General features: G+C 63.3%; 16 protein-coding genes and 4 pseudogenes. 7 read left to right on the top strand and 13 right to left on the bottom strand.

The window, feature by feature from the left end:
• The first annotated feature begins 424 nt into the window (after window positions 1–424).
• The 3 genes and pseudogenes from BF95_RS21055 (at window position 425) to BF95_RS30445 (ending at window position 3653) form a co-directional block, all read left to right on the top strand.
• A pseudogene (locus tag BF95_RS21055) lies at window positions 425–2289 on the top strand (copper resistance system multicopper oxidase).
• Entirely contained in the window at window positions 2286–3422 is a 1137-nt protein-coding gene (locus BF95_RS21050) for a copper resistance protein B (RefSeq protein WP_235209915.1), read from the top strand. Before BF95_RS21055 ends, BF95_RS21050 begins: the two are co-directional and overlap by 4 nt.
• Before the next feature lie 105 nt (window positions 3423–3527).
• Complete coding sequence (locus tag BF95_RS30445) at window positions 3528–3653, top strand: hypothetical protein (RefSeq protein WP_268747193.1); 126 nt, start codon at window positions 3528–3530, stop codon at window positions 3651–3653.
• Window positions 3654–3815: 162 nt separating this feature from the next.
• Here the strand turns inward: BF95_RS30445 and BF95_RS21045 are convergent, their stop codons facing one another.
• The 8 genes and pseudogenes from BF95_RS21045 to BF95_RS21025 form a co-directional block, all read right to left on the bottom strand.
• On the bottom strand, window positions 3816–5558 hold the full coding sequence (locus BF95_RS21045; RefSeq protein ID WP_043154129.1) for a DUF3141 domain-containing protein: 1743 nt from the start codon (window positions 5556–5558) through the stop codon (window positions 3816–3818).
• Window positions 5559–5744: 186 nt separating this feature from the next.
• Complete coding sequence (locus BF95_RS21040) at window positions 5745–6731, bottom strand: hypothetical protein (RefSeq protein ID WP_200867031.1); 987 nt, start codon at window positions 6729–6731, stop codon at window positions 5745–5747.
• Window positions 6728–7072, bottom strand: a complete 345-nt coding sequence (locus BF95_RS28465; RefSeq protein WP_200867030.1) for a hypothetical protein — start codon at window positions 7070–7072, stop codon at window positions 6728–6730. Before BF95_RS28465 ends, BF95_RS21040 begins: the two co-directional genes overlap by 4 nt.
• Window positions 7069–7830, bottom strand: coding sequence for a hypothetical protein (locus BF95_RS29765; protein ID WP_235209919.1), 762 nt, complete (start codon window positions 7828–7830; stop codon window positions 7069–7071). Before BF95_RS29765 ends, BF95_RS28465 begins: the two co-directional genes overlap by 4 nt.
• A 12-nt stretch (window positions 7831–7842) precedes the next feature.
• A pseudogene (locus BF95_RS30440) lies at window positions 7843–8097 on the bottom strand (AAA family ATPase); the annotation flags it as partial.
• Between the two features lie 125 nt (window positions 8098–8222).
• Window positions 8223–8915: pseudogene (locus BF95_RS30790) on the bottom strand (ATP-dependent metallopeptidase FtsH/Yme1/Tma family protein); the annotation flags it as partial.
• Between the two features lie 107 nt (window positions 8916–9022).
• Window positions 9023–9679 (bottom strand): methyltransferase family protein, encoded by a 657-nt coding sequence (locus BF95_RS21030; RefSeq protein WP_043154127.1) that lies wholly within the window; start codon window positions 9677–9679, stop codon window positions 9023–9025.
• Window positions 9676–9966: a DUF2933 domain-containing protein gene (locus BF95_RS21025; RefSeq protein WP_081764250.1), complete on the bottom strand. Its 291-nt coding sequence runs from the start codon at window positions 9964–9966 to the stop codon at window positions 9676–9678. Before BF95_RS21025 ends, BF95_RS21030 begins: the two co-directional genes overlap by 4 nt.
• A 323-nt stretch (window positions 9967–10289) precedes the next feature.
• On the opposite strand from BF95_RS21025, the gene BF95_RS21020 reads away from it, so the two are divergent.
• The gene (locus BF95_RS21020) at window positions 10290–11291 is read left to right on the top strand and encodes a zinc-dependent alcohol dehydrogenase family protein (RefSeq protein ID WP_200867029.1); all 1002 of its coding nucleotides are present in this window, start codon (window positions 10290–10292) and stop codon (window positions 11289–11291) included.
• A gap of 129 nt (window positions 11292–11420) precedes the next feature.
• Here BF95_RS21020 and BF95_RS28460 read toward each other — a convergent pair whose 3' ends face one another.
• Complete coding sequence (locus BF95_RS28460; RefSeq protein WP_268747194.1) at window positions 11421–12593, bottom strand: flavin reductase; 1173 nt, start codon at window positions 12591–12593, stop codon at window positions 11421–11423.
• Window positions 12594–13037: 444 nt separating this feature from the next.
• Between BF95_RS28460 and BF95_RS21010 the strand changes: the two genes are divergently transcribed.
• Window positions 13038–13595, top strand: a complete 558-nt coding sequence (locus tag BF95_RS21010; protein WP_043154125.1) for a nitroreductase family protein — start codon at window positions 13038–13040, stop codon at window positions 13593–13595.
• Between the two features lie 333 nt (window positions 13596–13928).
• On the opposite strand, the gene BF95_RS31200 is transcribed toward BF95_RS21010, so the two are convergent.
• From BF95_RS31200 to BF95_RS29745, 3 genes and pseudogenes are all read right to left on the bottom strand, one after another.
• Window positions 13929–17159 (bottom strand): GH36-type glycosyl hydrolase domain-containing protein, encoded by a 3231-nt coding sequence (locus tag BF95_RS31200; protein ID WP_443018401.1) that lies wholly within the window; start codon window positions 17157–17159, stop codon window positions 13929–13931.
• A gap of 3 nt (window positions 17160–17162) precedes the next feature.
• Window positions 17163–18690 (bottom strand): annotated as a pseudogene (locus BF95_RS31195) (glucoamylase family protein); the annotation flags it as partial.
• Window positions 18687–20750, bottom strand: coding sequence for a glycosyltransferase family 2 protein (locus BF95_RS29745; protein WP_043154123.1), 2064 nt, complete (start codon window positions 20748–20750; stop codon window positions 18687–18689). The pseudogene BF95_RS31195 and the gene BF95_RS29745, both read right to left, overlap by 4 nt.
• 112 nt (window positions 20751–20862) lie before the next feature.
• Between BF95_RS29745 and BF95_RS28455 the strand changes: the two genes are divergently transcribed.
• Window positions 20863–21132: a hypothetical protein gene (locus BF95_RS28455; RefSeq protein ID WP_235209779.1), complete on the top strand. Its 270-nt coding sequence runs from the start codon at window positions 20863–20865 to the stop codon at window positions 21130–21132.
• On the opposite strand, the gene BF95_RS28450 is transcribed toward BF95_RS28455, so the two are convergent.
• Window positions 21101–21313 (bottom strand): hypothetical protein, encoded by a 213-nt coding sequence (locus BF95_RS28450; protein WP_200867028.1) that lies wholly within the window; start codon window positions 21311–21313, stop codon window positions 21101–21103. The genes BF95_RS28455 and BF95_RS28450 overlap by 32 nt on opposite strands.
• Before the next feature lie 49 nt (window positions 21314–21362).
• On the opposite strand from BF95_RS28450, the gene BF95_RS28445 reads away from it, so the two are divergent.
• Window positions 21363–21683: transposase (locus BF95_RS28445; protein WP_327195496.1), on the top strand; the 321-nt coding region annotated here is incomplete at its 3' end.

Below are 21683 nucleotides of genomic sequence, written 5' to 3'. Positions count from 1 at the left end.
CCCTGGCCAGGAAGCTGGCGGTAACATTGCACGCAATGTGGCGTACCAACACGACCTTCCGGGAGGCGGCCATGGCCTGATCCAAATCCGAAGCAATACGCTGAACTCAAGCGCGACAGAACGCGTCCCGCTGGGACGCTTAGCGAGGGTGAGATCGTTCCCGCGAGTGCGGCACGGACCGCGCACACCACTTAGATTCACCCTACTTTGAACGCTAACATGCGGCGTCCAGCGCGACGACCGCGGAGAGAACCCTGGAGCCCAGCGCGCGTGACGAACCGCAAAGAGGTCAGCTGTTGACAGTGGCGATTAGAGAACGCTGTGGGACACGATCCGCGACAAAAATTGTCGCGACTTTGAGGGACAGGCGTTCGCGATGCGTAATGGGATAGCGTGCAAATCGATTTAAGAGGGCCTGACAAGAATGTTTTCCGTAGATCGCCGATCGCTGCTCAAGGGCGCGGCATGGACCGGCGGTGCCGCCGCCCTCGCGCCATGGCTGCCCGCCTGGGCGCAATCGGGTACCGGTGGTCTGGCGCGCCCGCTTCCAACCGTAACGGGAAGCGATATTTCGCTCAGAATCGCACATCAGATGATGACGATCGACGGGCGGGAAAGCCATGCGATCGGCATCAACGGCACCGTTCCAGCTCCGCTGATACGCCTGCGCGAGGGCCAGAATGTCCGGTTATCGGTCTCCAACGACCTGGAGGAAGCCAGTTCGATCCATTGGCATGGCCTGCTCGTGCCCTTTCAGATGGACGGCGTCCCCGGCGTGAGCTTCCCGGGCATCAAGGCCAAGTCGACATTCACCTATGAATTTCCCGTCGTTCAGTCGGGAACCTACTGGTATCACAGCCATTCCGGCCTCCAGGAGCAGCTCGGCCATTATGGGCCGATCGTCATCGATCCGGCCGGCCAGGATCCGATCCAATCGGACCGGGAGCATGTGATCGTCCTTTCCGATCATAGCGAGCTTCATCCGCATATCCTTTTCCGCAAGCTCAAGCAGCAAGGTGGATACTTCAACTATCAGAAGCAAACACTTGCCAGTCTGCTGGCCGGCGAGGATCAGCCGCTCAAAGAACGACTGGACTGGGGCGGCATGCGAATGGACCCGACCGACATCTCAGACGTCACCGGATCCGCATACAGCTATCTGGTCAACGGTCATGGCCCGGCCGACAACTGGACCGCACTTTTCAGGCCCGGCGAGCGCGTCCGGCTGCGCTTCGTCAACGCGTCTGCCATGACGATCTTCAATGTCCGCATTCCCGGCCTCAAGATGACGGTCGTCCAAGCCGATGGCCTGCCCGTCCGCCCCGTCACGGTGGACGAGTTCCAGATCACCGTCGCCGAGACCTACGATGTCATCGTCTCACCGACAGACGATCGCGCCTATACGCTTGTGGCGGAGTCGGTCGATCGGTCGGGGATGGCGCGCGCGACGCTGGCGCCGCGCGAAGGCATGGCCGCGCAAGTGCCGCCGCTCAGAAAGCGGCCGCTGGCGACCATGAAGGACATGGGCATGGGCGACATGCAGGGCATGGACCATGGAGCCATGGGTCATGACATGTCTTCCATGAACCAGACGCCTCCCACCGATGGCGTGGAACACGCAGCGCATGCGGCATCCTCAGCGGCAGATTCCCCGCCGATGCCCGGCATGGATATGTCCGGTTCGGCCGGCCAGGGGGCGACGGATCAAGGCGCGAGTAGCGCCGCCATGAGCCATTCGATGCGTGACTTCAGCAATGCGCAGGGCGTGAAAAAGACCCCTACGGTGCAGACGATTTCGCCGATGCGACGGATCGGACAGGTGAGCCAGGCCAGGGACTGGAGGGGGTGGACGGGAAAGTCCTCACCTATCGCGATCTCATGGCGGTCAAACGCAATCCCGATGTCCGCGCGCCGGACAGATCTCTGGAACTGCATCTTACCGGCAATATGGAACGCTATATGTGGGCGTTCGATGGCGTGAAGTTCAACGAAATCGAGAGGCCCATCCCGTTTCTGAAGGATGAGCGCGTGCGTGTCACGCTCGTGAACGACACCATGATGGCGCACCCCATTCACCTGCACGGGCACTTCTTCGAACTCGTTACGGGACATGGTGAATTCGCGCCCCGAAAGCATACCGTGAATGTCCTTCCGGGAAGCAAGGTAACCTTCGATGTCACCACTGACGCTTTGGGAGACTGGGCGTTCCACTGCCATCTTTTGTATCACATGCACGCTGGCATGATGCAGCTCGTCTCGGTACGTCCGCGTTCGGGAGACGGTGCATGAAGCTGATGTTCGCCTTCATGGCATCATCGAGCCTTGCGCTGTGCTCCGCTGCCGGGGCCCAGACCATGGACCATTCGCAGCACAGCATGCCCGGCATGGCGATGCCGGCAGAGCTCAAGCCCAAGCCAAAGGCTGTTCCCAAACCCGCTCCTGCGAAAAAGAAGCCTGCTCCCGCGACCGCCCGTCAACCGGCGACCCATGAGGGCCATGGCATGCCCGTCGCAAGCCCTCGGGCAGATGCATTGCCCAGGGCCGAAGAGGTGCCCGAGCCGCTGATGGACCATCACGCTATGGGACATGACATGTCGGGAAGGCCGGTTGGAGAAGCCATGCCCGGAGATCACGACATGTCGTCGATGGACTCCCACGGCACCGGCGGCACCTCGCTTCCTGCGGGTATCGCGCCTGCTCCTGCCCCTGCGCAGGATTGGGCCGCGGATTCGGTCCATGACCCGCGCGAGATGGCTGAGGCGCGCGCGAGGGAATTCGGAGAGCATGGTGGCGGGCGCTTCTCGCAGGTCATCATGAACGTCTTCGAATATCAGGCGCGCAAAGGACAGAATGGCTATCGGTGGGATGGCGAGGCCTGGTATGGGGGCGATATCCACCGCTTGACGATCAAGACCGAGGGCGAAGGCAGCTTCAAGGGAGGTGTCGATACCGCCGAAGTTCAGGCTCTCTATAGTCGCGCGATCGATCCCTACTGGAACCTCCAAACAGGTGTCCGTTACGATATCCAACCCCGGCCTTCCCACCCCTATGCGACGATTGGCCTGGAAGGCCTTGCTCCTGGCTGGTTCGAGGTGGAAACTGCCTTGTTCCTGTCGAACGAGGGTGACCTGCACGGTCGGCTGGATGCCTATTACGACCAGCGTATAACCCAGAAAATGGTGCTGCAGCCTCGCGTGGAGGTGAACGTCTCCGCACAGGATGTCCCGCATCACCGGATCGGTTCGGGGGTCTCGAATGTCGAGCTCGGGTTGCGCTTGCGCTATGAGATAGCGCGGGAGTTCGCACCCTATGTCGGCGTTTCATATGAGCGAAGGGTGGGCGATACCGCCCGCTTTGCCAGACTTGATGGCGAGGATCCATCGTCGACCAGTTTCGTCGCCGGCATTCGCTTCTGGTTCTGAGGCGCCGTTCATCGTTTTGGCGGTTGTGCACATCGTGCGGGCTTCTGGCAGGAGCCCGCACGGGGGGGATCCGCTCAGCTAGTTTGACGCGCGCACTCAGAACTGATGAGCGCCGCGATTGAGGGTCAGATGGACATCCCGGTCACCGTCCATAGATCTGCTCTGTCCGATCTCGGCAGCACGAACGGGCGTCTCGGCAGCGGCAAGCGCAACGCCGGCATCAATGAATGATCGACGATCATGGGATATGGTTTCATCATCTTCTTCCTTCCCTAGCTTTCAACCGGACAGGCCGCTACAGTGGTCGCAGGCTACGACACATCCGATGTACCGATCGGCCTGCTGCCGCCCGGTCTGTAGCCAGCGCCATCGGTAGCGCACGCCTCTCCAAGCCTATGCTGGACCATATATCCCCGCGAACATATCCTCGGCCGCGAGATCACGCCGGCTGCGATAGATCTTGAAGGCGTCGGACACATCGCCGATCAAGCGCTGTTCCCGTTTCAGAAAAGGATTGTCGGCGGGCGCAGGGTGTCGGTTCGCACTGATCTCCGGCGCCAATGTGGCGAAGAACCGCATCCAGGGGGCGAACTCCTCCGAGAGCAGATAGCGGCTGGTCCGCATAGGATGCAGCCATTTGAGCATCGTGGCTGACCAGGGGTTGGCGGATGCCTGGATCCATGGCGCCAGCACGGTGCGATAGAGGCCGAGATTGATTTCGGAAATCTCGCGAACCTTCTCGAATGCGTTCGCGGACTTCGGGAAGTGCAGTTCCTCCACCAGCCGGGGCTCGAACCGCACGCCGAACTGCGGCCTGTGGCAATCGGCCTCGCCGGCCGGATTGTCGATCTTCATCTCGTAGAGGCCGGGTTCGAGCGCGGTGATCTCATCGAGGCTTTCAAGGATGGCGCGATGTTCGAGCTTCGCGACCCCGGCTGAAACGAATATGCCCAGATGACCGACATGCGGGTTAGTGAGATAGACGATGCGCTGGCCGGCCGCCTTGAGTTCGGCGGTGCTGGCATAGACCGCCGGAATCCAGCCCAGCGCCTGGTGGGGCGGCGTGATGTTGTCGCCATAGGACGCGAAAATGACCAGCGGATTGCGGATACGCCGGAGATCGGCGGTGCAGCCGCCACAGATCTGGAACACGCCTCTTTCGATCTGGTTGCCAATGAAGAGATTCTCGACGATGGCGGCGATCTCGTCATGGCTCAGGCTATAGAAGCCATTCCACCAGCGCTCGAAATCGAGGAAGCGCGCCGCCTCGGTGTCGACGTCGGCATAGAGCGCGGTGTACTTGTCCCAGAGCGCATTGCCCGGATTGAGATTTTCGAAGTTCATGGCGAGCCACGCGCCATCGAAGCGGCGATCACCGATGTCTGCGGTGAATTCGGCGAGCCACGCGCCGCCTAGCAGGCCCCCCATCAGGCGCATCGGATTGATGCCGGACTCGCCCGACCAATAGGAAAGCGGCGAACCGTTGAGGACGGCCGGGCCGACGGTCCCCTCGCAGTCGGCCGAGAGCAGTGTCACGGCCCAGCCGGCCTGGCAATTGCCGTAGAGTACCGGCGGCTTGCCCGGATGACGGCCGCTGACCGCCTCGACGAACCGCCGGAGCGCGTGCAGCACGTCCGCCAAGGTCTGCCCCTCGCAGGGTTCGGGAAAGAAGGTCACGAAATAGACCGGATGGCCCTCTTTCAGGGCCATGCCGATTTCGGACTCGCGCTTGAACCCGCCGATGCCGGGCCCGTGCCCGGCACGGGGATCGAGAATGACGACCGGCGGCTTGTCCCGATCGATGCAGTCATCGGCGCACGCGTCGTCGATCTCGGTGATGCGCAGCAACGCGTAGTTCGCGGGTTGATCGAACCTGCGGGCATCGAGCATCGTCTCGAACGTGAACTTCAGGAGCGGCGGCAGACCGAGCCGCTCATGCTCGAGCATATTGTTTGCGCGCTGACGCAGCACATCGCAGAAGAGGATCGAGCGCTCCCAGGCGTCGCGCTGATAGGCAAGGATCTGACCAAGGACGCTTACCGAGGGGGAATCCGCTTCACTCGTTGGCCCTGGCGCTGCCGCGGGTGGGAATGCTGCGACAGGCATCAAGGACATGTCGGAAGTCAACTGGTCCACAGAACATTCTCCGCGCGATGCTTGAACGCCCCCTCATCCCTGCAAGAGCGTCCAGTAGGTGGGGGAGACAAATCGACGTGGTGCATGCAACGCCGCCTCGAGGTCAGTGCGAGGTCAACCATTAGCGACGTAACCCAGGCCGGACAGTACGCGCGGTTACGTAACTGCACAGGCCACCATTGCGTGTCAGCCGGAACAAAAGACGGGTTGTGCCTCAATCCTTTCCGGTGGTGCACATTGCGCACGCCCCCGAAAGTTGTTCCCGGGTATCGACAAAACCGGCGCGAACCCGCCTCCCGCCGTATGCATATTGGTGGTCTGCCCTTGGTAGAGTCGTGCTGCCGCCAACAACACTTCGCCGTCATATGTGTAGAGTCGGATATCGATCTTGCGGTTCCGCAACTCGCCATCGAGCCGAACAAGCCGCTCGCTCGGCCGCACAAAGTCCTGCGCCACATAGTCGCCGCGCAGTATTTCGGCCCATACCGATTTCGTCAGCTTGTCGCCCCGGTAAGTCGCCTTGCTGCCATAACCGCTTGCGGGCTTGAAGAATTGGCGCTTCCGATCTGTCCATAGCCGCTCGGCGACGGCCGGCGTGACGCGCTCGGTGGCCGGCACCCCCTGGGCGAGCATGTCAATGAGATCCTGCTCGATTCCCCAGCGACGCAGCAGGGCTGGATCGGAGAGCAATGTCAGGTTGCGCTTGTCGGCGAACATGGCGTGGATGTGCGGATTGGGGGTCACGACCACCGCCCCATCCAGATAGGCTTGGCGCAAAGCCGAATGCCCGGCGGCGTCGAGGGAGAAATCGACAAGCCGGTTGTAGACGAGATCGATCTGGCCGCCGTCATGGCGCAAGTTTCCAGAACGATATTCGAGTTCCGAGGGGTCGGCGATGACCACGTGATATCCGTGCCGTTCCAGCAGGCGCTGTGCGAGCAGGAATTCCGGGTAGAGAAACTGGCCCGCGGGATCGTCGTCGACGATCGCGACGGCAGCGGGACAACCGCTACCACGCTGATTGACCCATTCCGCCCTTACCATATGGGCGACGGCACCATCGAAATTACCGACGTGGTGATCGGAGGTCGCCGGGACACAGCAGGACTGCTGCGCGCGCGCCAGCACGGCGTTGAGCATGGCGCCGCCGGCATTGGTGTTGATCTCGATCAAGGCAGGTCCATCGGATCCCATGTGAAAATCATAACCCATGAACATCCCGCGCGTCCGAAGTCGCGCTGCGCGCTCGCCGGCGCCCAGTCGAGCACGGCGGCGCGATAGGCGGGATGGCGCACGACCGTTTCGATCGCCGCGACGATGCACTGCATAGCCTCGAGCTGCGCCGCGCTGATGAAGACCGCAACGTCGGAAAACAGATGTGGTCGCGTCTCGACAAGCGACGCGGAGAAGGCCGGATCGCCGGTTTCCCGCGTCAGCGCATCGCTCAAAGCGCCGCGATCGAGCGTGATGCAGACGCATTCCTGATTGAGGGGGACGGAAGCGGCGACGGTCATTCCCCCAGTCGGGCAGCTAAAGCCGCGTCCTCCAAGGCCGTGCCGTCCACGATAAGCTGGGGATGGGTTGGGCCGCGCTTCAGCCTCTGCGCAATCGGCCGCAACTCGTCGGGTCCGAGCGTTTCCCTGGCCAGCAGTTCCTTGGCGGAGGTCTCGAGCAGCGTGCGATGCTGCTCCAGCGTGTCGCGCGCCGTCCTGAAAGCCTGGTCGACCAGCGCCTTCACCGCACCGTCGATCGCTTCCGCCGTGCCGTCGCCATAGTTTTTGGGCCGCCAGACGGGCATCTGCCCGACCAGGAAGCTCCCAGTCTCGGGCTCGTAGACGACCTGACCGAGCTCGGTCGTCATGCCGTAGCGGACGACCATGTTGCGGGCGATATCGGTCGCGCGCTGCAGATCGTCGCTGGCGCCGGTGGAGACATCGGCGAAAATCAGGTCTTCGGCCGCCCGGCCCCCGAGCAGGGCCGCCATCCGGCTCATCAGCTCGCTCTGGCTGATCAGGAAGCGGTCCTCGGTCGGGCTTTGAAGGGTATAGCCCAGACCGGCGATCCCGCGCGGGATGATCGAGACTTTCCGGACCGGATCGGTGCCCGGCAAATGCATCGCGACAAGCGCATGGCCCATTTCGTGATAGGCGACGATCTCGCGTTCATGCGGGCTCAGCACCCGGCTCTTCTTCTCTAGCCCCGCTACGATCCGCTCGAAGGCCTGGGTGAAGTCGTCGAGCGTGGTCGCCTCGCCGCCGCGACGAGTGGCCACGAGGGCCGCTTCATTGACGAGATTGGCAAGATCGGCACCGGTAAAGCCGGGCGTGAGCCCGGCAATGGCCGCCACGTCGAGCTCGGGCGCGACCTGGACTTTGGCCATATGCACCCGCAGGATGTCGGCGCGTCCCTTGCGATCGGGGCGATCGACCAGCACCTGCCGGTCGAAGCGGCCCGCGCGGAGCAAAGCGGGATCGAGAATTTCCGGGCGATTGGTAGCGGCAAGCACGATGATCCCGGCGCCGGGATCGAAGCCGTCCATTTCGGCGAGGAGCTGGTTGAGCGTCTGCTCTTTCTCATCATGCCGCCGCCGGCCATGTCGATGCCGCGCGCGCGGCCGAGCGCGTCGAGCTCGTCGATGAACAGGATCGCCGGCGCCTGCTTGCGCGCCTCGGCGAACAGGTCGCGGACCCGCGCGGCGCCGACGCCGACGAACATCTCGACGAATTCGGAACCGGTGATCGAGAAGAACGGGACTCCCGCCTCGCCCGCGACCGCGCGCGCCAGCAGCGTCTTGCCGGTGCCAGGAGGGCCTACCAGCAACACGCCCTTTGGAATGCGCGCGCCGAGGCGGCCATAGGCGATGGGATCGCGAAGAAAACCGATGATCTCCGAAAGCTCGGCCTTGGCCTCATCGACGCCCGCCACATCTGCGAAGGTGACCTTCACGCTCGGTTCGGAGTAGATTTTCGCCTTGCTGCGCCCGATACCCATGAGCCCGCCCTGGGCGCCCGACGCCATCGGCCGCAGCACGAACATCCACGCCAGCACGAACAACGCGGTCGGCAATATCCAGGAGAGGATGCCCTGCAGGAGGCCAGGAGGCGGCTCGCCACCATATTTGATCCCGCGGCGCTGCAGCTCGCTCGCGAGGTCGGCGTCGACGCGGACCGTGGAGAAATGCTGTTCCTGCCCTTTCGCGCCCGCCGCCTTGTAGGTTCCGGTGATGATGGTCGGGCCGATCACGAGATCGGTCACCGTATTCTGCTCGACGAGCCCTCGAAATTCGCTGTACGGAATCGTCTTCATATGGCTCTGGGCAACCCAGAGATCGCGGATGATTAGGACCGCGAAGGCCATGGCGATGAAATAGGTGACGTCAAGCCGTCCCAGTCGCTTTCGTTTCGGATCTTCATCGGCCATGGCTGATCTCTCCACGCACGGTGCGGATACTCGACATTTCCCCGCTACTTGGCGTGGCCGGGCGAACGACCGAAGCGGGGAAGGAACCTAGGGACACGCGCCATGTAACGGCGATAGTCGTCACCGAATTCGCGAAGCGCATCCCGCTCCTCGTGTCGGGCAAGGCGAACATACATCACGACCAGCACGGGGAACATGGCGAGCGTAAGCAGGGTTGGCCACTGGAGCAGGAAGCCGAACATCACCAGGATAAAGCCGACATATTGCGGGTGCCGCATGCGGGCATAGATGCCCGTAGTCGCCAGCTTGTGCTCCCGCTGGGCCGTGTGCAGCGCCTTCCACGCCACCGATATCAGCATGAATCCGCCGCCGATCAGCACGAAGCTCGCCAGATGGAACGGCCCGAAGTGCGGATTGACCTTCCAGCCGAACGTCATCTCGAGCAGGTGCCCGGCGTCATGCGAGAACCAGTCGACACCGGGAAAGCGCGACTGGAGCCAGCCTGACAGGACATAGATGGTCAGCGGGAAGCCATACATTTCGGCGAAGAGGGCAACCAGAAAGGCGCTGAACGCGCTGAAGCTGCGCCAGTCGCGTGGCGTCTGGGGCTTGAAGAAGCTGAACGCGAAGAGGATGAAGATCGCGGCGTTGATGGCCGCGAGCCCCCACAGGCCGTAGGTGGGCATGTCGCTGTGGGTCATGACACTCCCCCGTCGTCCGGGGCCCGCTTCGAGCCGGTTGCGGGAGGTGCGATGACCGCCGGGTCGCTGTGGCCCTTCGCGTTGCCATGCCCGTGCCTGCCGTGCATGAACAGATGCATCAACGGGCAAAGCAGCAGGAGCAGGAACGGAAGAATCCCGAACAGATGGGCGCGATGCTCAGTGAACAGATAGAAGCCCGCGACCAGCAGGAAGCCGACCAGGACAATATTCGCGCGGCGCGGCGTCTGTCCGTTTTTGTGATGCGTGTCCGTATCGCCCGGAGCCATGATAGCGCCCTCCCGGAACGATTCCCTATCCGAGCGAGGGCGGTCAGGCTTTACGTATGAATACCGAGGACCACCGAGGATGCGTGATGGCCTATGGCCACCAGAGAGTTGATCGTGACACTTACCACGCTGCGTTACGCCGACCAAGCCGAAGCGGGCCGATCTCCGCTCTCGATGATCGTCAGAATATCCTTCAGCGTACCGGTCTCCCAGCCAGCTTCATGTGCCGCGAGGAGACCTTCATCGCATTGCGTAAGTCTACCTAGCGCGATGTCCGGCGAGTCGTGCGAAACTGATCGCACCGCCAATGATAGGATCGTGACATGGGCCAAATGCATGCCATGCAACTCGACGGACCAGGCAAGCCGTTGCGCATGGTCACGCGGCCGCTGCCCGTTGCCGGTCCGGCGCAGCTCCTGATCAAGGTGGTGGCCTGTGGCGTCTGCCGCACCGACCTCCATGTGCTCGACGGGGAAATCCCGGCCCATTATCCGATCATCCCGGGCCACGAAATTGTCGGACGCGTGATTGCCATGGGCGCGAGAACGGCAGGTTTCGCGATCGGCCAACGTGTCGGTGTCCCCTGGCTCGGCCACACCTGCGGCGTCTGTAGCTTTTGCAGGAGCGGTCACGAGAATCTCTGCGATCAGCCGGAGTTTACCGGCTGTACCCGCGATGGGGGCTATGCCAGCCATGTCGTCGCGGACGCACGCTATTGCTTCCCGCTGCCGGATCGCTTCACTGACGTGGAGGCTGCGCCGCTATTGTGCGCCGGTCTGATCGGCTGGCGCGCGCTGCGTCTCGCCGGCGACGGGCAGAGGATCGGGCTGTGCGGTTTTGGCGCGGCTGCGCACATCCTCGCCCAGGTCGCGACATGGCAAGGGCGCGAGGTCTATGCCTTCACCAAGGCCGGCGACGAGGACGGACAGGCGTTCGCGCGGTCGCTCGGCTGCATCTGGGCCGGATCGTCCGAGGCGGCCCCTCCCGTTCCGCTCGACGCCGCACTGATCTTTGCGCCGGTAGGAGCACTGGTTCCGGCCGCGCTAAAGGTCGTACGCAAGGGCGGCCGCGTTGTCTGCGCGGGCATTCACATGAGTGACATCCCTGCTTTCCCCTACGCCGATTTGTGGGGTGAGCGCGCGATCCTCTCCGTCGCCAATCTGACGCGCGAGGATGGCATCTCCTTTTTCGAGATGGTGGAAAGGGCGGGGATCAGGACGGTGACCGAATCTTTTCCACTGGAGCGCGCGAACGAGGCATTGCGACGGCTGCGCGAGGGTCGATTGATCGGTGCTGCGGTGATCTGTCCCGATCCGGAAACATAGGCCGCGCGCGAGACGCTCCCGCGGGTGAAACACGGTGGACCAAAGTGGATGCAAGAGATTGAACCCGCCTACTCTGCGCGGGCATTCCTCATGGGCGATGCGTCAGGATCCCTAATTGTGTGCAAGCATTTAGCCCCTCTCGACATTGGGAGCATCCCCCGCACGCGGATGATGCGCTGACCCCAAATCCTTCGCTTGTGCTTCAAGGTGGACGATCAGGGCATCCTCGACGGCAGCACGATCGTCTCCCACGACGAACCTGCCATAGCCGCGATGGTGGATCGTCCGCGGATCATTCTGGGCCGGATTGCTCCAGGCCGCGACGACTTCCAGAATGAACAGATTATATTTGTTGACCAGGCGTGTCTCGACGACCCTGCATTCGAGATTGGCAAAGCATTCCGCTACCAGTGGCGGCGCCACCAGCGCGGCGGGAAGCTGCGTCAATCCGATCGTGGCGAACTTGTCGACGTCGCGGCCAGAGCAGTTGCCGATCTCCACGACCTTGGGCGCGAGATCCCCGGCCGGGACGGCGATCACGCACTCCCTTGTCGCGCGCAGTGCTGTGAAGCTGAGGTCAGCACTGCTGACGATACAGGCCAGCAACGGCGGCGTGAACTCGACCATCATATGCCATGACATGGTCATCACATTGCTTCGGTCTTGATGCGCCGTCGTCAGCAGGACAACCGGTCCAGGCTCAAGCAGCTGGTAAACTTCCGGCAACGGGAATGGCCGCATTGGTTCGCGATTGTTGGCGGCGATTGCAGGCATTGCTGTTTCTCCCTCGTTGCCGTCCTGTCGATGCTGCGCGGTGTCGCACAACGGCTGGGCTTTCCGCCGAAATCGCCAGCACCTCCCATATGCCTGGCGCCAGCCCCGGCACGACGACGCCGTCGACCCTTGCAACGCCAACATCGTCATACGAGGATACATGCGCGTGGCGACAACGACGAGAAGGCCAGAGATCACGACGAGCACGATGCGATCGGTGGCCACGCCGAACTTGCTCGCCTCGCCCGTCAGCATGAGCGCGCGCAGGGCATCCACCTCATAGGTGAGCGGATTGGCCAGCGAGATCGCCCTGAGCCATCCCGGCATGATCTCGATCGGATAGATGGCGTTGCTGGCGAAGAAGATCGGCATGGTCAGCACCTGCCCGATCCCCATGAATCGCTCGCGAGTCCGCACGATGCAGGCGATGATCAGCGAGAATGTCGAGAACAGGCCCGAGCCCAGGATGATCAGGGCGGCGACGCCGAGCAGATGCAGGACATGGAGACCTGCTGTGGATTTGCAGATCCACCCGGTCCACCACCACCCGGCCGTCGAAGGATTTGGACAGTTCAGAGGTTTGAATGACCAGACCGGCGTTCCCAGCCGGGATTCCAGGCGACGCAGCCTGATCGATCGCTGTATTCAGCTCCGTCACGTCACATCTCGCGTGGAGGCAGGATGCCGTTCCGGCGCATGTGGCGGTCCCGAAGGGCCACGGCAGAGTGCCGTATTCCTCGCTGTCAGCCTTACCGCCATATCGATCACATCCATCCGGCAGCCGTTCAAAAGGGAGAATCCTGCAGCCAGTTTAGTCCCTCGGGGGCCTTGGACACTCCGTTCTTATACGGATTGGAGCTTTCGCATTTCCGATCGACTCTGGACCGACCGAAAGGCGGCAGCGCACGATTGCCCACCCGCGCCCGCGGCATCGGACGAACCAGGATTTCAATCTATTGCGGAGTGCATCTCATGGACCTGACCGAAGCGATCTACGGACGCCGCGCGACACGTGCCTACACGGCGGCTCCTGTCCCGAAAGAGGTGCTGAAGAGCCTGGTCGATGCCGCCGTTCAAGCCCCGAGCGCCGTCAACGAACAGCCGTGGGACTTCACCATTATCCAGAATACATCGCTGCTCGATCGGATTTCCGCGGCGGCCAAAGCCCATATGATTGAGACGATGCCGAGCGGATCCTTTCCGGAACATCTCCACGAGACTCTCGGAAGTCCGGATTTCCACATCTTCTACCATGCACCGGTCCTCATCACCGTCTCGGCACGCGCCGGAGGATGGGCTATCGAAAACGCCACGCTGGCGGCGGAGAACCTGATGCTGGCGGCGCATGGACAGGGACTGGGATCCTGCTGGATCGGCTTCGCCCAGCGATGGCTCGAAACGGCGGACGGCAAGCGAGCTCTTGGCGTTTCCGACGATTTCGTGCCGGTTGCCCCGATCATTATCGGTTATCCAACGGCGCCGATCGCGCCAGTCCCGCGCCACGCGCCGCAACTGCGCTGGATTGACTGAAAATCCCCTCCCCAAACATCACGGCGACAGGAACGACTTTGCCCGGCACCTGCGGCGGCATCAGACGCTGCAGAAGTACGAGCTATTGCCCGCATGGTCGACTTGATCGACGGTCGTTCCGGCTCGACCCTCATGCCGCGGACTCGATCCTTTGCGAGCAGTTGGTTTGCCGCCGGCCCACCATGATTATGGTGTCCGTGCGCATGCACCATCGAGTGTCCTCCTGCGCAACAGCGCCACATCCAGGGGTTGGGCGCCATGGCGGAGCCAAAGGACTTCCGCCGGTCGGAATCGGGTCGATGGCGACTGCGGCCGCCCAAATATCCCTCCCGCCTACATGACAATATTCAGAAGATTTAACCGACAATTGCGACGTTGCAGTCCTGCGGAATCAGGATGCCAAAGCAATGCGGCGAGCCAGAAGACACCGAACTTCACGCGTCTCGCCTCCAGACGGAAACGGGATGCCATCCCTGGCGATTCGGCGCCATCGACCGTGATGCGCGCGTCGCCCGAGGCAAGCCCTTCGGGGTTGTCGACCCGGACATGCAGGCTGCCCGCCGCCCTGGTGATCGTTGCCTCGAAGGATCGCCATGCCGCCGGCAGGCAAGGCGCAAGATGCAGCCGGCCTTCCACCAGCCGCAACCCCAATATTTCCTCGACGGCCAGTCGCCATGTCCAGCCGGCCGCGCCCGTATACCAGCTCCAGCCGCCGCGGCCGACATGCGGCGGCGTCCCGGCAACGTCCGCGGCCAGCACATAGGGCTCGGTTCGATAGCGCGCGACGTCTTCGCTCGAGCGCGTCTGGTTGATGGGGTTGATGCGATCGAATATCCGCATCGCGCCCTCGGCATCGCCAAGCCGGGCAAGGGCGATGCCGAGCCAGACGGCGGCATGCGTATATTGGCCGCCATTTTCCCGGATGCCGGGTGGATAGGCCTTGATATAGCCGGGATCGCGTGGCGTCGCGTCGAAGGGGGGAGAGAGAAGCCGGACCAGTCGGTCGTCGTCGCGTACCAGATGCTGCTGGGCTGCGGCCATGGCGCGCGCTGTTCGCTCTGGACTGCCGGCGCCCGACAGCACTGCCCAGGATTGAGCGATCGAGTCGATCCGGCACTCGCTGTCCCCAGCCGAACCCCAGGCCCGGCCGTCGTCGTCGAAAGCCCGCAAATACCATTCGCCATCCCAGGCGGATTGCTCGGCCGCCTTGGCGAGCGCCGTCGCGCGGGGTTTCCAGTGTTCAGCCAGATCACTGCGCTGCAGCCGGCCGCAAAGGCCAACGAACCCATCGATCGTGGCGATCAGGAACCATGCCAGCCAGACGCTTTCGCCCCGCCCCTGCTCGCCCACGCGGTTCATGCCGTCATTCCAGTCGCCGGTGCCCATCAGCGGCAGCCCATGGGCCCCGAGCCGGTGACCGCATTGGAGCGCGCGCTCGCAATGCTCGAACAGCGATCTGCGTTCGTCAGTGATATCAAATCGCGCGTAGCGGTCGGCCTCGTCCCCGGCCAGCAGAGGACCGCGCAGGAACGGTACCTCTTCCGCGAGAATGCCGACGTCGCCCGTGGCCTCCACATAGGCGGCAGTGACATAAGGCAGCCAGAGCAGATCGTCCGAGCAATGCGTCCGGACACCCCGATCCAGCGGCGGATGCCACCAGTGGAGGACGTCGCCCTCCTCGAACTGGTGTGCTGCGGCCGCGAGAATGTGCCGCCGCGCCAGATCGGGATCGGCATGCAGCAAGGCGAGCACGTCCTGAAGCTGGTCGCGATAGCCGAAGGCGCCACCGGCCTGATAGAAGCCTGCACGGGCCCGCAGGCGCGCACTGATTGTCTGATAGGGGAGCCATCTGTTGACGAGCATGTCGAACGCGGGATCCGGCGTCGTCACCTTGACGGCGCCCAGACGCCTGTCCCAATCATCCTGGCATTGCTGGAAGGCACGCTCTACCTCAGCGATGTCCTGCCACCGCAGCGCCAGCGTTCGGGCGTGGGCACGGTCATCTCCCTGCCCCAGTACGAATACGACCTCGGCGGTTTGCCCGGCGGCGATATCCAGATGGACCTGCAAGGCACTGCAGCAATCCGCGCCGACTGACTGCTGGCGACCGCCCAGATCCCAGTTCAGCAGCGCTTCGGGCCGGCGTGGATTGCCCTCGCGTCCCATGAAGTCCCGTCGCGATGTCGTCAGGCTGTGCGGCGGCCGGCTGCTTGAAAGGAAAGCCGTCCGCTCTCCGAATTCTTCGTTCCACGGGTTGTTCGCCATCAGTGCATGGACTTCGGCATCATAATGCGCGGTCCGCAGCGGGGCCGGTTCGCCGTGAACCGCGCCCAGCAGCCATTCGGCATAATAGGTCGCCGTGAGCCGGCGGGCATGGGGCAACAGGTTGCGAAGCCGTAGCCGGACGATCTTGACCGGATCGTCGACGGGGACGAACACCTGAAGTTCCTGTTCGAGGCCTTCGCTGCTGCTCTCCCAGCTCGTATAGCCCGCGCCATGTCGGATGCGGCAGGCGGTTCCGGCCCCGGCGGGCTGCGGCGTCGGGGTCCACAGATGCGCGTTTTCCTCGTCACGCAGATACAGGATCTCGGTCTGCGGATCCCGAACGGGATCGTTGCTCCATGGGGTCAGACGGTTTTCGCCGCTGTTGATCGCCCAGGTGAAACCGAGACCGGCCTCGGTGACGATGGTGCCAAAGCCGTCATTGGCGAGGACGTTCGACCAGGGCGCGGGGGTGGTCTCACCCGGCGCGAGGTGGATCACATAGGTCTCGCCTTCCGGCGTGAACCCGCCGCGACCATTGTCGAACGCCAGCTCCTTGAGCGGGAGCAAGCCCAAACCGGCGCTTGGCGACGCCCCGGTGCTGCCGACCGGCTCGAAGCGCGGGCTCCGAAGCTGGGGAAATTCGGCGCGCGCGAGTTGGTCGCCGAGCGCACCCGCCGCTTCGTCGAGCACGATCCGCGCGGCGCGTTCCAGAAATTGGGCGCGATCGGTGTCGCCGTGCCCGATCCCCACGAGGTGGATTCCGCCATTTTGCCCGAGCTGCTCCTGCACGCCCGCCTCGCGGAGGAGCTCGATCAACCGCTCGCGCACCGGCTCAAGATAGCCCGCTGCCCCTTCGTGCATCATCACGAGATCGATCGCGATGCCCCGCCTCCGCCACAGCTGCTGGGCTGCCGCGAGAAACCGTAGCAGGGCGGTTCGCTGGCCGTCGCCTGCGCGCACCAGCAGAATGGGATGATCGCCCGATATTCCAAGCGCCCAGAGATCGCCTCTGCCATGATGGTCGGCGACAAGCGCATTCTGCATGCCGGGAGATGACTGAACGGGCTGGAGCAACGCGGACAGCAACATCTGCGCGTCCCGCACGCGGTCGGGGCCAAGTCCGAGTTGATGCATCTCACGCGCCGCATCCGCCACGGCGTCATTCATGGCCCATTCGAGTGCCGTCAAAGTCGCATAGCGCTCAGCGATCTCCAGAGCGGATTCCCGTGAGCCCGCTACGATCGTGACGAAGGCGAGTTCGCGTCTCCCGTGCGGCGGAAGCTCCAGCTCGGCGCGCATCGCCAGGATCGGATCGAGGGTCCAGCCGGTCGTGCCGCCCAGTTCATCGGATTGCATCGCGGCGGGGTCCGCCTGATTACCGTGGCGCGCCAAGAAGGCCGCGCGGTCGGTTTCGACGCCCCGCGGCGTGAAACCCTTGTCGTCGGCGATCACCCGGTGAAGCAGTACGGGCGGGCGGTCGCCCGCATCGCGTGGTCGGCGCGTGAACAGCAGGCCGTTCGCACCCGGAAGCAGCTCGCTGCCGACGAAGAGCTTGCTGAACGCCGGGTGGCGCGCGCGTCGAGCGGCGGCGCGAGCATGACCTCGGCATAGCTCGTGAAGTCGAGTGTTCGCGGCCGGTCGCTCTCGTTGACGACGGTGACCCGGCGGATCTCCAGATCGTCCCCGTGCGGGATGCCGACAGCATGGTCAAAGCGATGTCGTGATCCCGACGATGATATTCGACCTGGTGCGCCTGAAAGAGTATGCGCGCCTCGGTCGCTGGCGCGCGCACCGGCTCCGGCGTCGCCGACCAGAGCGCGCCGGTTTCCCGATCGCGGACATAGATCCAGAGCCCGGCGTCGCCAGGGATCCGATCGGGGCGGGTGAGCGCATAACGCTGCCAGTAGAGCCCCCCTCCCCCATTCGCCGCCAGTCGACTGGTCAGACGGCCATTGCCGATCGCATGCAGCATTGTGGAACCGCCGATGGAGCCAGGGTTCCAAGGCTGGAGACGGGGGATCGCGCCTTCGGCGACCGGTTGCAGCTCGCGGAGTTCGATGCGCGAAATCTCGGGCGGCAGTTCCCAGGGGATGCGCTCGTTGAGGAGCAGGTCGATCGTGCGGATATGGGGATCGCCGTGGAACCAGCGGACGAACATATCGCCGCACAGCGCATTGCCGAGAGCGGCCATGCTCATCCCGTGATGGTGCGCCATATAGGATCGGACAACGGCGAAGCGCTCTCCCTCCGGCACCCGCTCGGGTGTGAAGTCGATGGCCTCGTAGAAGCCGTATCGCCCGAGCATGCCCAGCCCCGCGAGATCACGAAGGTTATGGACTGCCAAGACCGTTCGCGCGGCGAGTGCGAGCACAGTCGCATAGGGGGCGACCACCAGATCGCGCGCAAGCCCACGGCGCAGGCCCAGCCCCGGGACGCCGAACGCATGGTAGCGATACACGCGATCGGAACCCATCGAGGCGAAGGAGGATTCGGATATGCCCCAGGGGATGCCATGCCTGATCCCATAGGCCTGCTGAAGATCGACGGCGGTCCGGTCGCTCTGGCCGAGAAGTGTTGCGGGATCGCTGCGCAGGAACAGGTTCGGCATGAGATATTCGAACATCGAGCCGTTCCACGAGACCAGCGACAGGCCCGAGGCCTTCTTCGTGATCGGGCGACCGAGGAAGAACCAATGCTCGGGAGGCACATCGCCCTTGGCGATGGCAAAGAAGCTCGCGAGCCTCGCCTCGCTCGCCAGCAGGTCATAATGGTGCTGATCGATGCGGTCGGCGGTGACATTGTAGCCGATATGGAACAGCCGGCTGCTCATATCGAACAGCAAGGCGAAATCCATGCCATGGGCCCAGGCGCCCGCTCGCCGGGCGATGCCATCCAGCTGGTCGCGCATGGTCTTGTGGGCATCCGCAGCGCGGGCGAGAGCCGAACCGAGCTCTTCCGCCCAGCTCCTTGCTTCGGAAGGATCGAGGGAGCCGCCGAATGCGTCCAGCAGCGCGCTTGCCTCCTCGCACGCGCCTTGACTTCGGCAGGCATGCGCTCGCCCGCGAGCATGGGGCCGATCCGGGCGGCGATGTCGGCGCAATCGGCGGGCGGGCGCGTCAACAACGGCAGCCACGGGAGGAACATCTGCACGTCGCGGCGCATGCTGCGCAGATGATGATCGACCCGCTCGAGCCACAGCTGAACATCGCGGATCACGTTCGTCGGGAGTGTCCCCGCATTGGCGATGCCTTTGCGGATCCTTTCCTGCAGCTCGGGGCAGTGCCGATCGCAGAGCGCGTCCAGCCGGTCGCCCCAGCAGGCGCTGTCGTCCCGCGCCGCAGTTGCGGCGTCCCGCATCGCCGCAACAAGAGTACGACAGGCATGATCCGGGTCGGCGCGATCGGCCGCAAGCGCGCCGGCAAGCAGATCGAGGGTGTCGTCGAGACCGGACCATAATGCAGGGGAAAGCACGGGGGCTCGAACAGCATCGCGGCACGCCTCGTTCACGACGACAAGACTGACGGCCAGATTGCCGCTGTCGACCGTGGAGACGTAGCGCGGCTCGAGCGGCTGCAATGTACGGGTATCATACCAGTTGAGCATATGTCCCCGGTAGCGATCGAGCCGGTCGAGCGCGTCCAGCGCATTACGCAGTCGCATCTCGAGATCGGTCACGCCGATATGCCCCAGCTTCCATGCCGTCAGCGTGGAGAGCAGCATCATGCCGACATTGGTCGGCGACGTCCGATGGGCGATCTCCTCCTCGGGCGGCTCCTGGTAATTGTCGGGCGGCAGCCAGTTGTCCTCCGGCCTCACGAAGGTTTCGAAGAACAGCCATGTCCGCCGTGCGATGCTGCGCAGGAACAGTCGGTCCTCGGCGCCCAGCGTCTCGACCGAGGAGCGGCGCGGACGGCTTATCCGGTATGCGATTTCAGGCGCCAGCACCCACAGCATCAGTAGCGGCGCGGCGGGCAGGAGGGCCGTGGCATGTGCCAGCACCAGCCCCGAGCCGACTGCAAGCGCGAATGCAGGCGACACCCACATCTCGCGCCAGGCCGCCCGCCGCGGATCGAGCGCGGCAAAATGCGCTGTCGTATGCGCGGCCGACGTCCACTCCAGCAGTCCACGCCCGGTGCCTAGCCGCCAGAGCGTGATCAGTATCGCATTGAGCGCGATGGCGGCATCGCTGATCAGGAAGGCGATCGACAGCGCCCATCGTCCAAGTTCATCGCCCAGCCGTCGCAGGACACCCTGAAGAACGCCGCGCCGGCGGCCGCGCGCGAGACCGGTGACGACGTCGGTGAACAGATAGGCTGCCGGCGCGACGATGGCGAGCGATGTCCATATCCAGGGATTGCCGCCCAGGATAAACCATCCGCCAAGCAACAGGGCGACAAGGCTGGGCGGTACGAGGCTGCGGCGAAGGTTGTCGAAGATCTTGAGCCGGTCGAACCAGGTGAGACGGTTGTGGAGGCGCGTTCCGGCACGGCCGGGGACCAGCGGAAGCAGCCAGGGCAACAGCTGCCAATCGCCGCGCACCCAGCGGTGCCAGCGCCGGCGATAATCGAGATAGCCGGAAGGAAAGCCCTCATAGACGATGATGTCGCTGGCGAGCGCCGCGCGACCATGAAGTCCCTCGAACAGGTCATGGCTGAGCAGGTTGTTCTCGGGAATTCGCCCTTCGACGCTGCGCTCGAAGGCGGCGACTTCATAGATGCCTTTACCGACAAAGATGCCTGAGCCGAACAGGTCCTGGTAAACGTCGGACACGGCGCGTGAATAGATGTCGATCGCGGTGTCGCCGCCGAAATAACGCGTGAACAGCGATCGTCCGCTGGTCTCGGGTGCGATCTCGACCCGCGGCTGGAGGATCGTGTAGCCGCTTGCCACCCGCCCGGTGCGCGGATCGAAACGAGATGGGGTGGTTGCCGCCCTCCCCAGACGGCACTGAGATGTGCCAGGATAGTGGAATTAGGACCACTGAGCGGAAAGGACGGCAATCGTGTCAAAAGATACAATGATCGGCGTGGACTTGGCAAAGTCCGTGTTTCAGCTTCATGCAGCGTCAATGACAGGCGAACCCAAGTTTCGGAAAAAGCTTCCGCGTTCAGCCTTCGCCGCATTTATGGCAGCGCAACCGTCGGCGGTGATCGTGATGGAAGCATGTGGCAGTGCGCATTATTGGGCCCGGGAAATGATCCGGCTTGGCCACGAGGTCAAACTTATCGCACCACACTATGTTAAGCCGTTCGTGAAGCGACAGAAAAAATGATGCCGCTGACGCTGAAGCGATCGTAATTGCGGCTCAACGACCAGAGATGCGGTTTTGTTGATCCAAAGTCGGAAGAGCAGCAAAGCAGGGCGATTTCTATTTTCGCGGAAGAGAACGGCTGGTTCATCAACGCACGGAACTGGTCAATGCCGTAAGGGCGGCGCTCTATGAATATGGTCATGTTGTCCCCCAAGGCATAAATCAGCTCTGCAGGATTGCGGACATTCTTGATGAGCTTAACAGCGATTTGCCCCGTTTTGATGCGGGAGGAATGCCGAGATCTATTGGCACAGATCGCTGAGAAAACTGAGCGTATCAATATACGGACAAAGAAGATCAAAGCGCTGGCGGCTGAAACTGACGCGGCCAAGCGGCTACAGACGATTCCGGGAGTTGGCCCTTTAACAGCCTTAGCGGTCGAGGCCTTCGCYCCATCAATGGAGAGCTTCCGATGCGGGCGGGACTTCGCGGCCTGGCTCGGTCTTGTCCCGCGACAATTCTCCTCGGGCGGAAAGGAGCGCCTTGGACGTATTTCGAAAGCGGGTCAGGCC

Origin of the sequence: Sphingobium sp. Ant17 (assembly GCF_000588875.1) — a bacterium.
Classification (GTDB): Bacteria; Pseudomonadota; Alphaproteobacteria; order Sphingomonadales; family Sphingomonadaceae; genus Sphingobium.
Note: the sequence above shows the minus strand (reverse complement) of the source record. Positions and strands in the feature narration are given on the sequence as shown.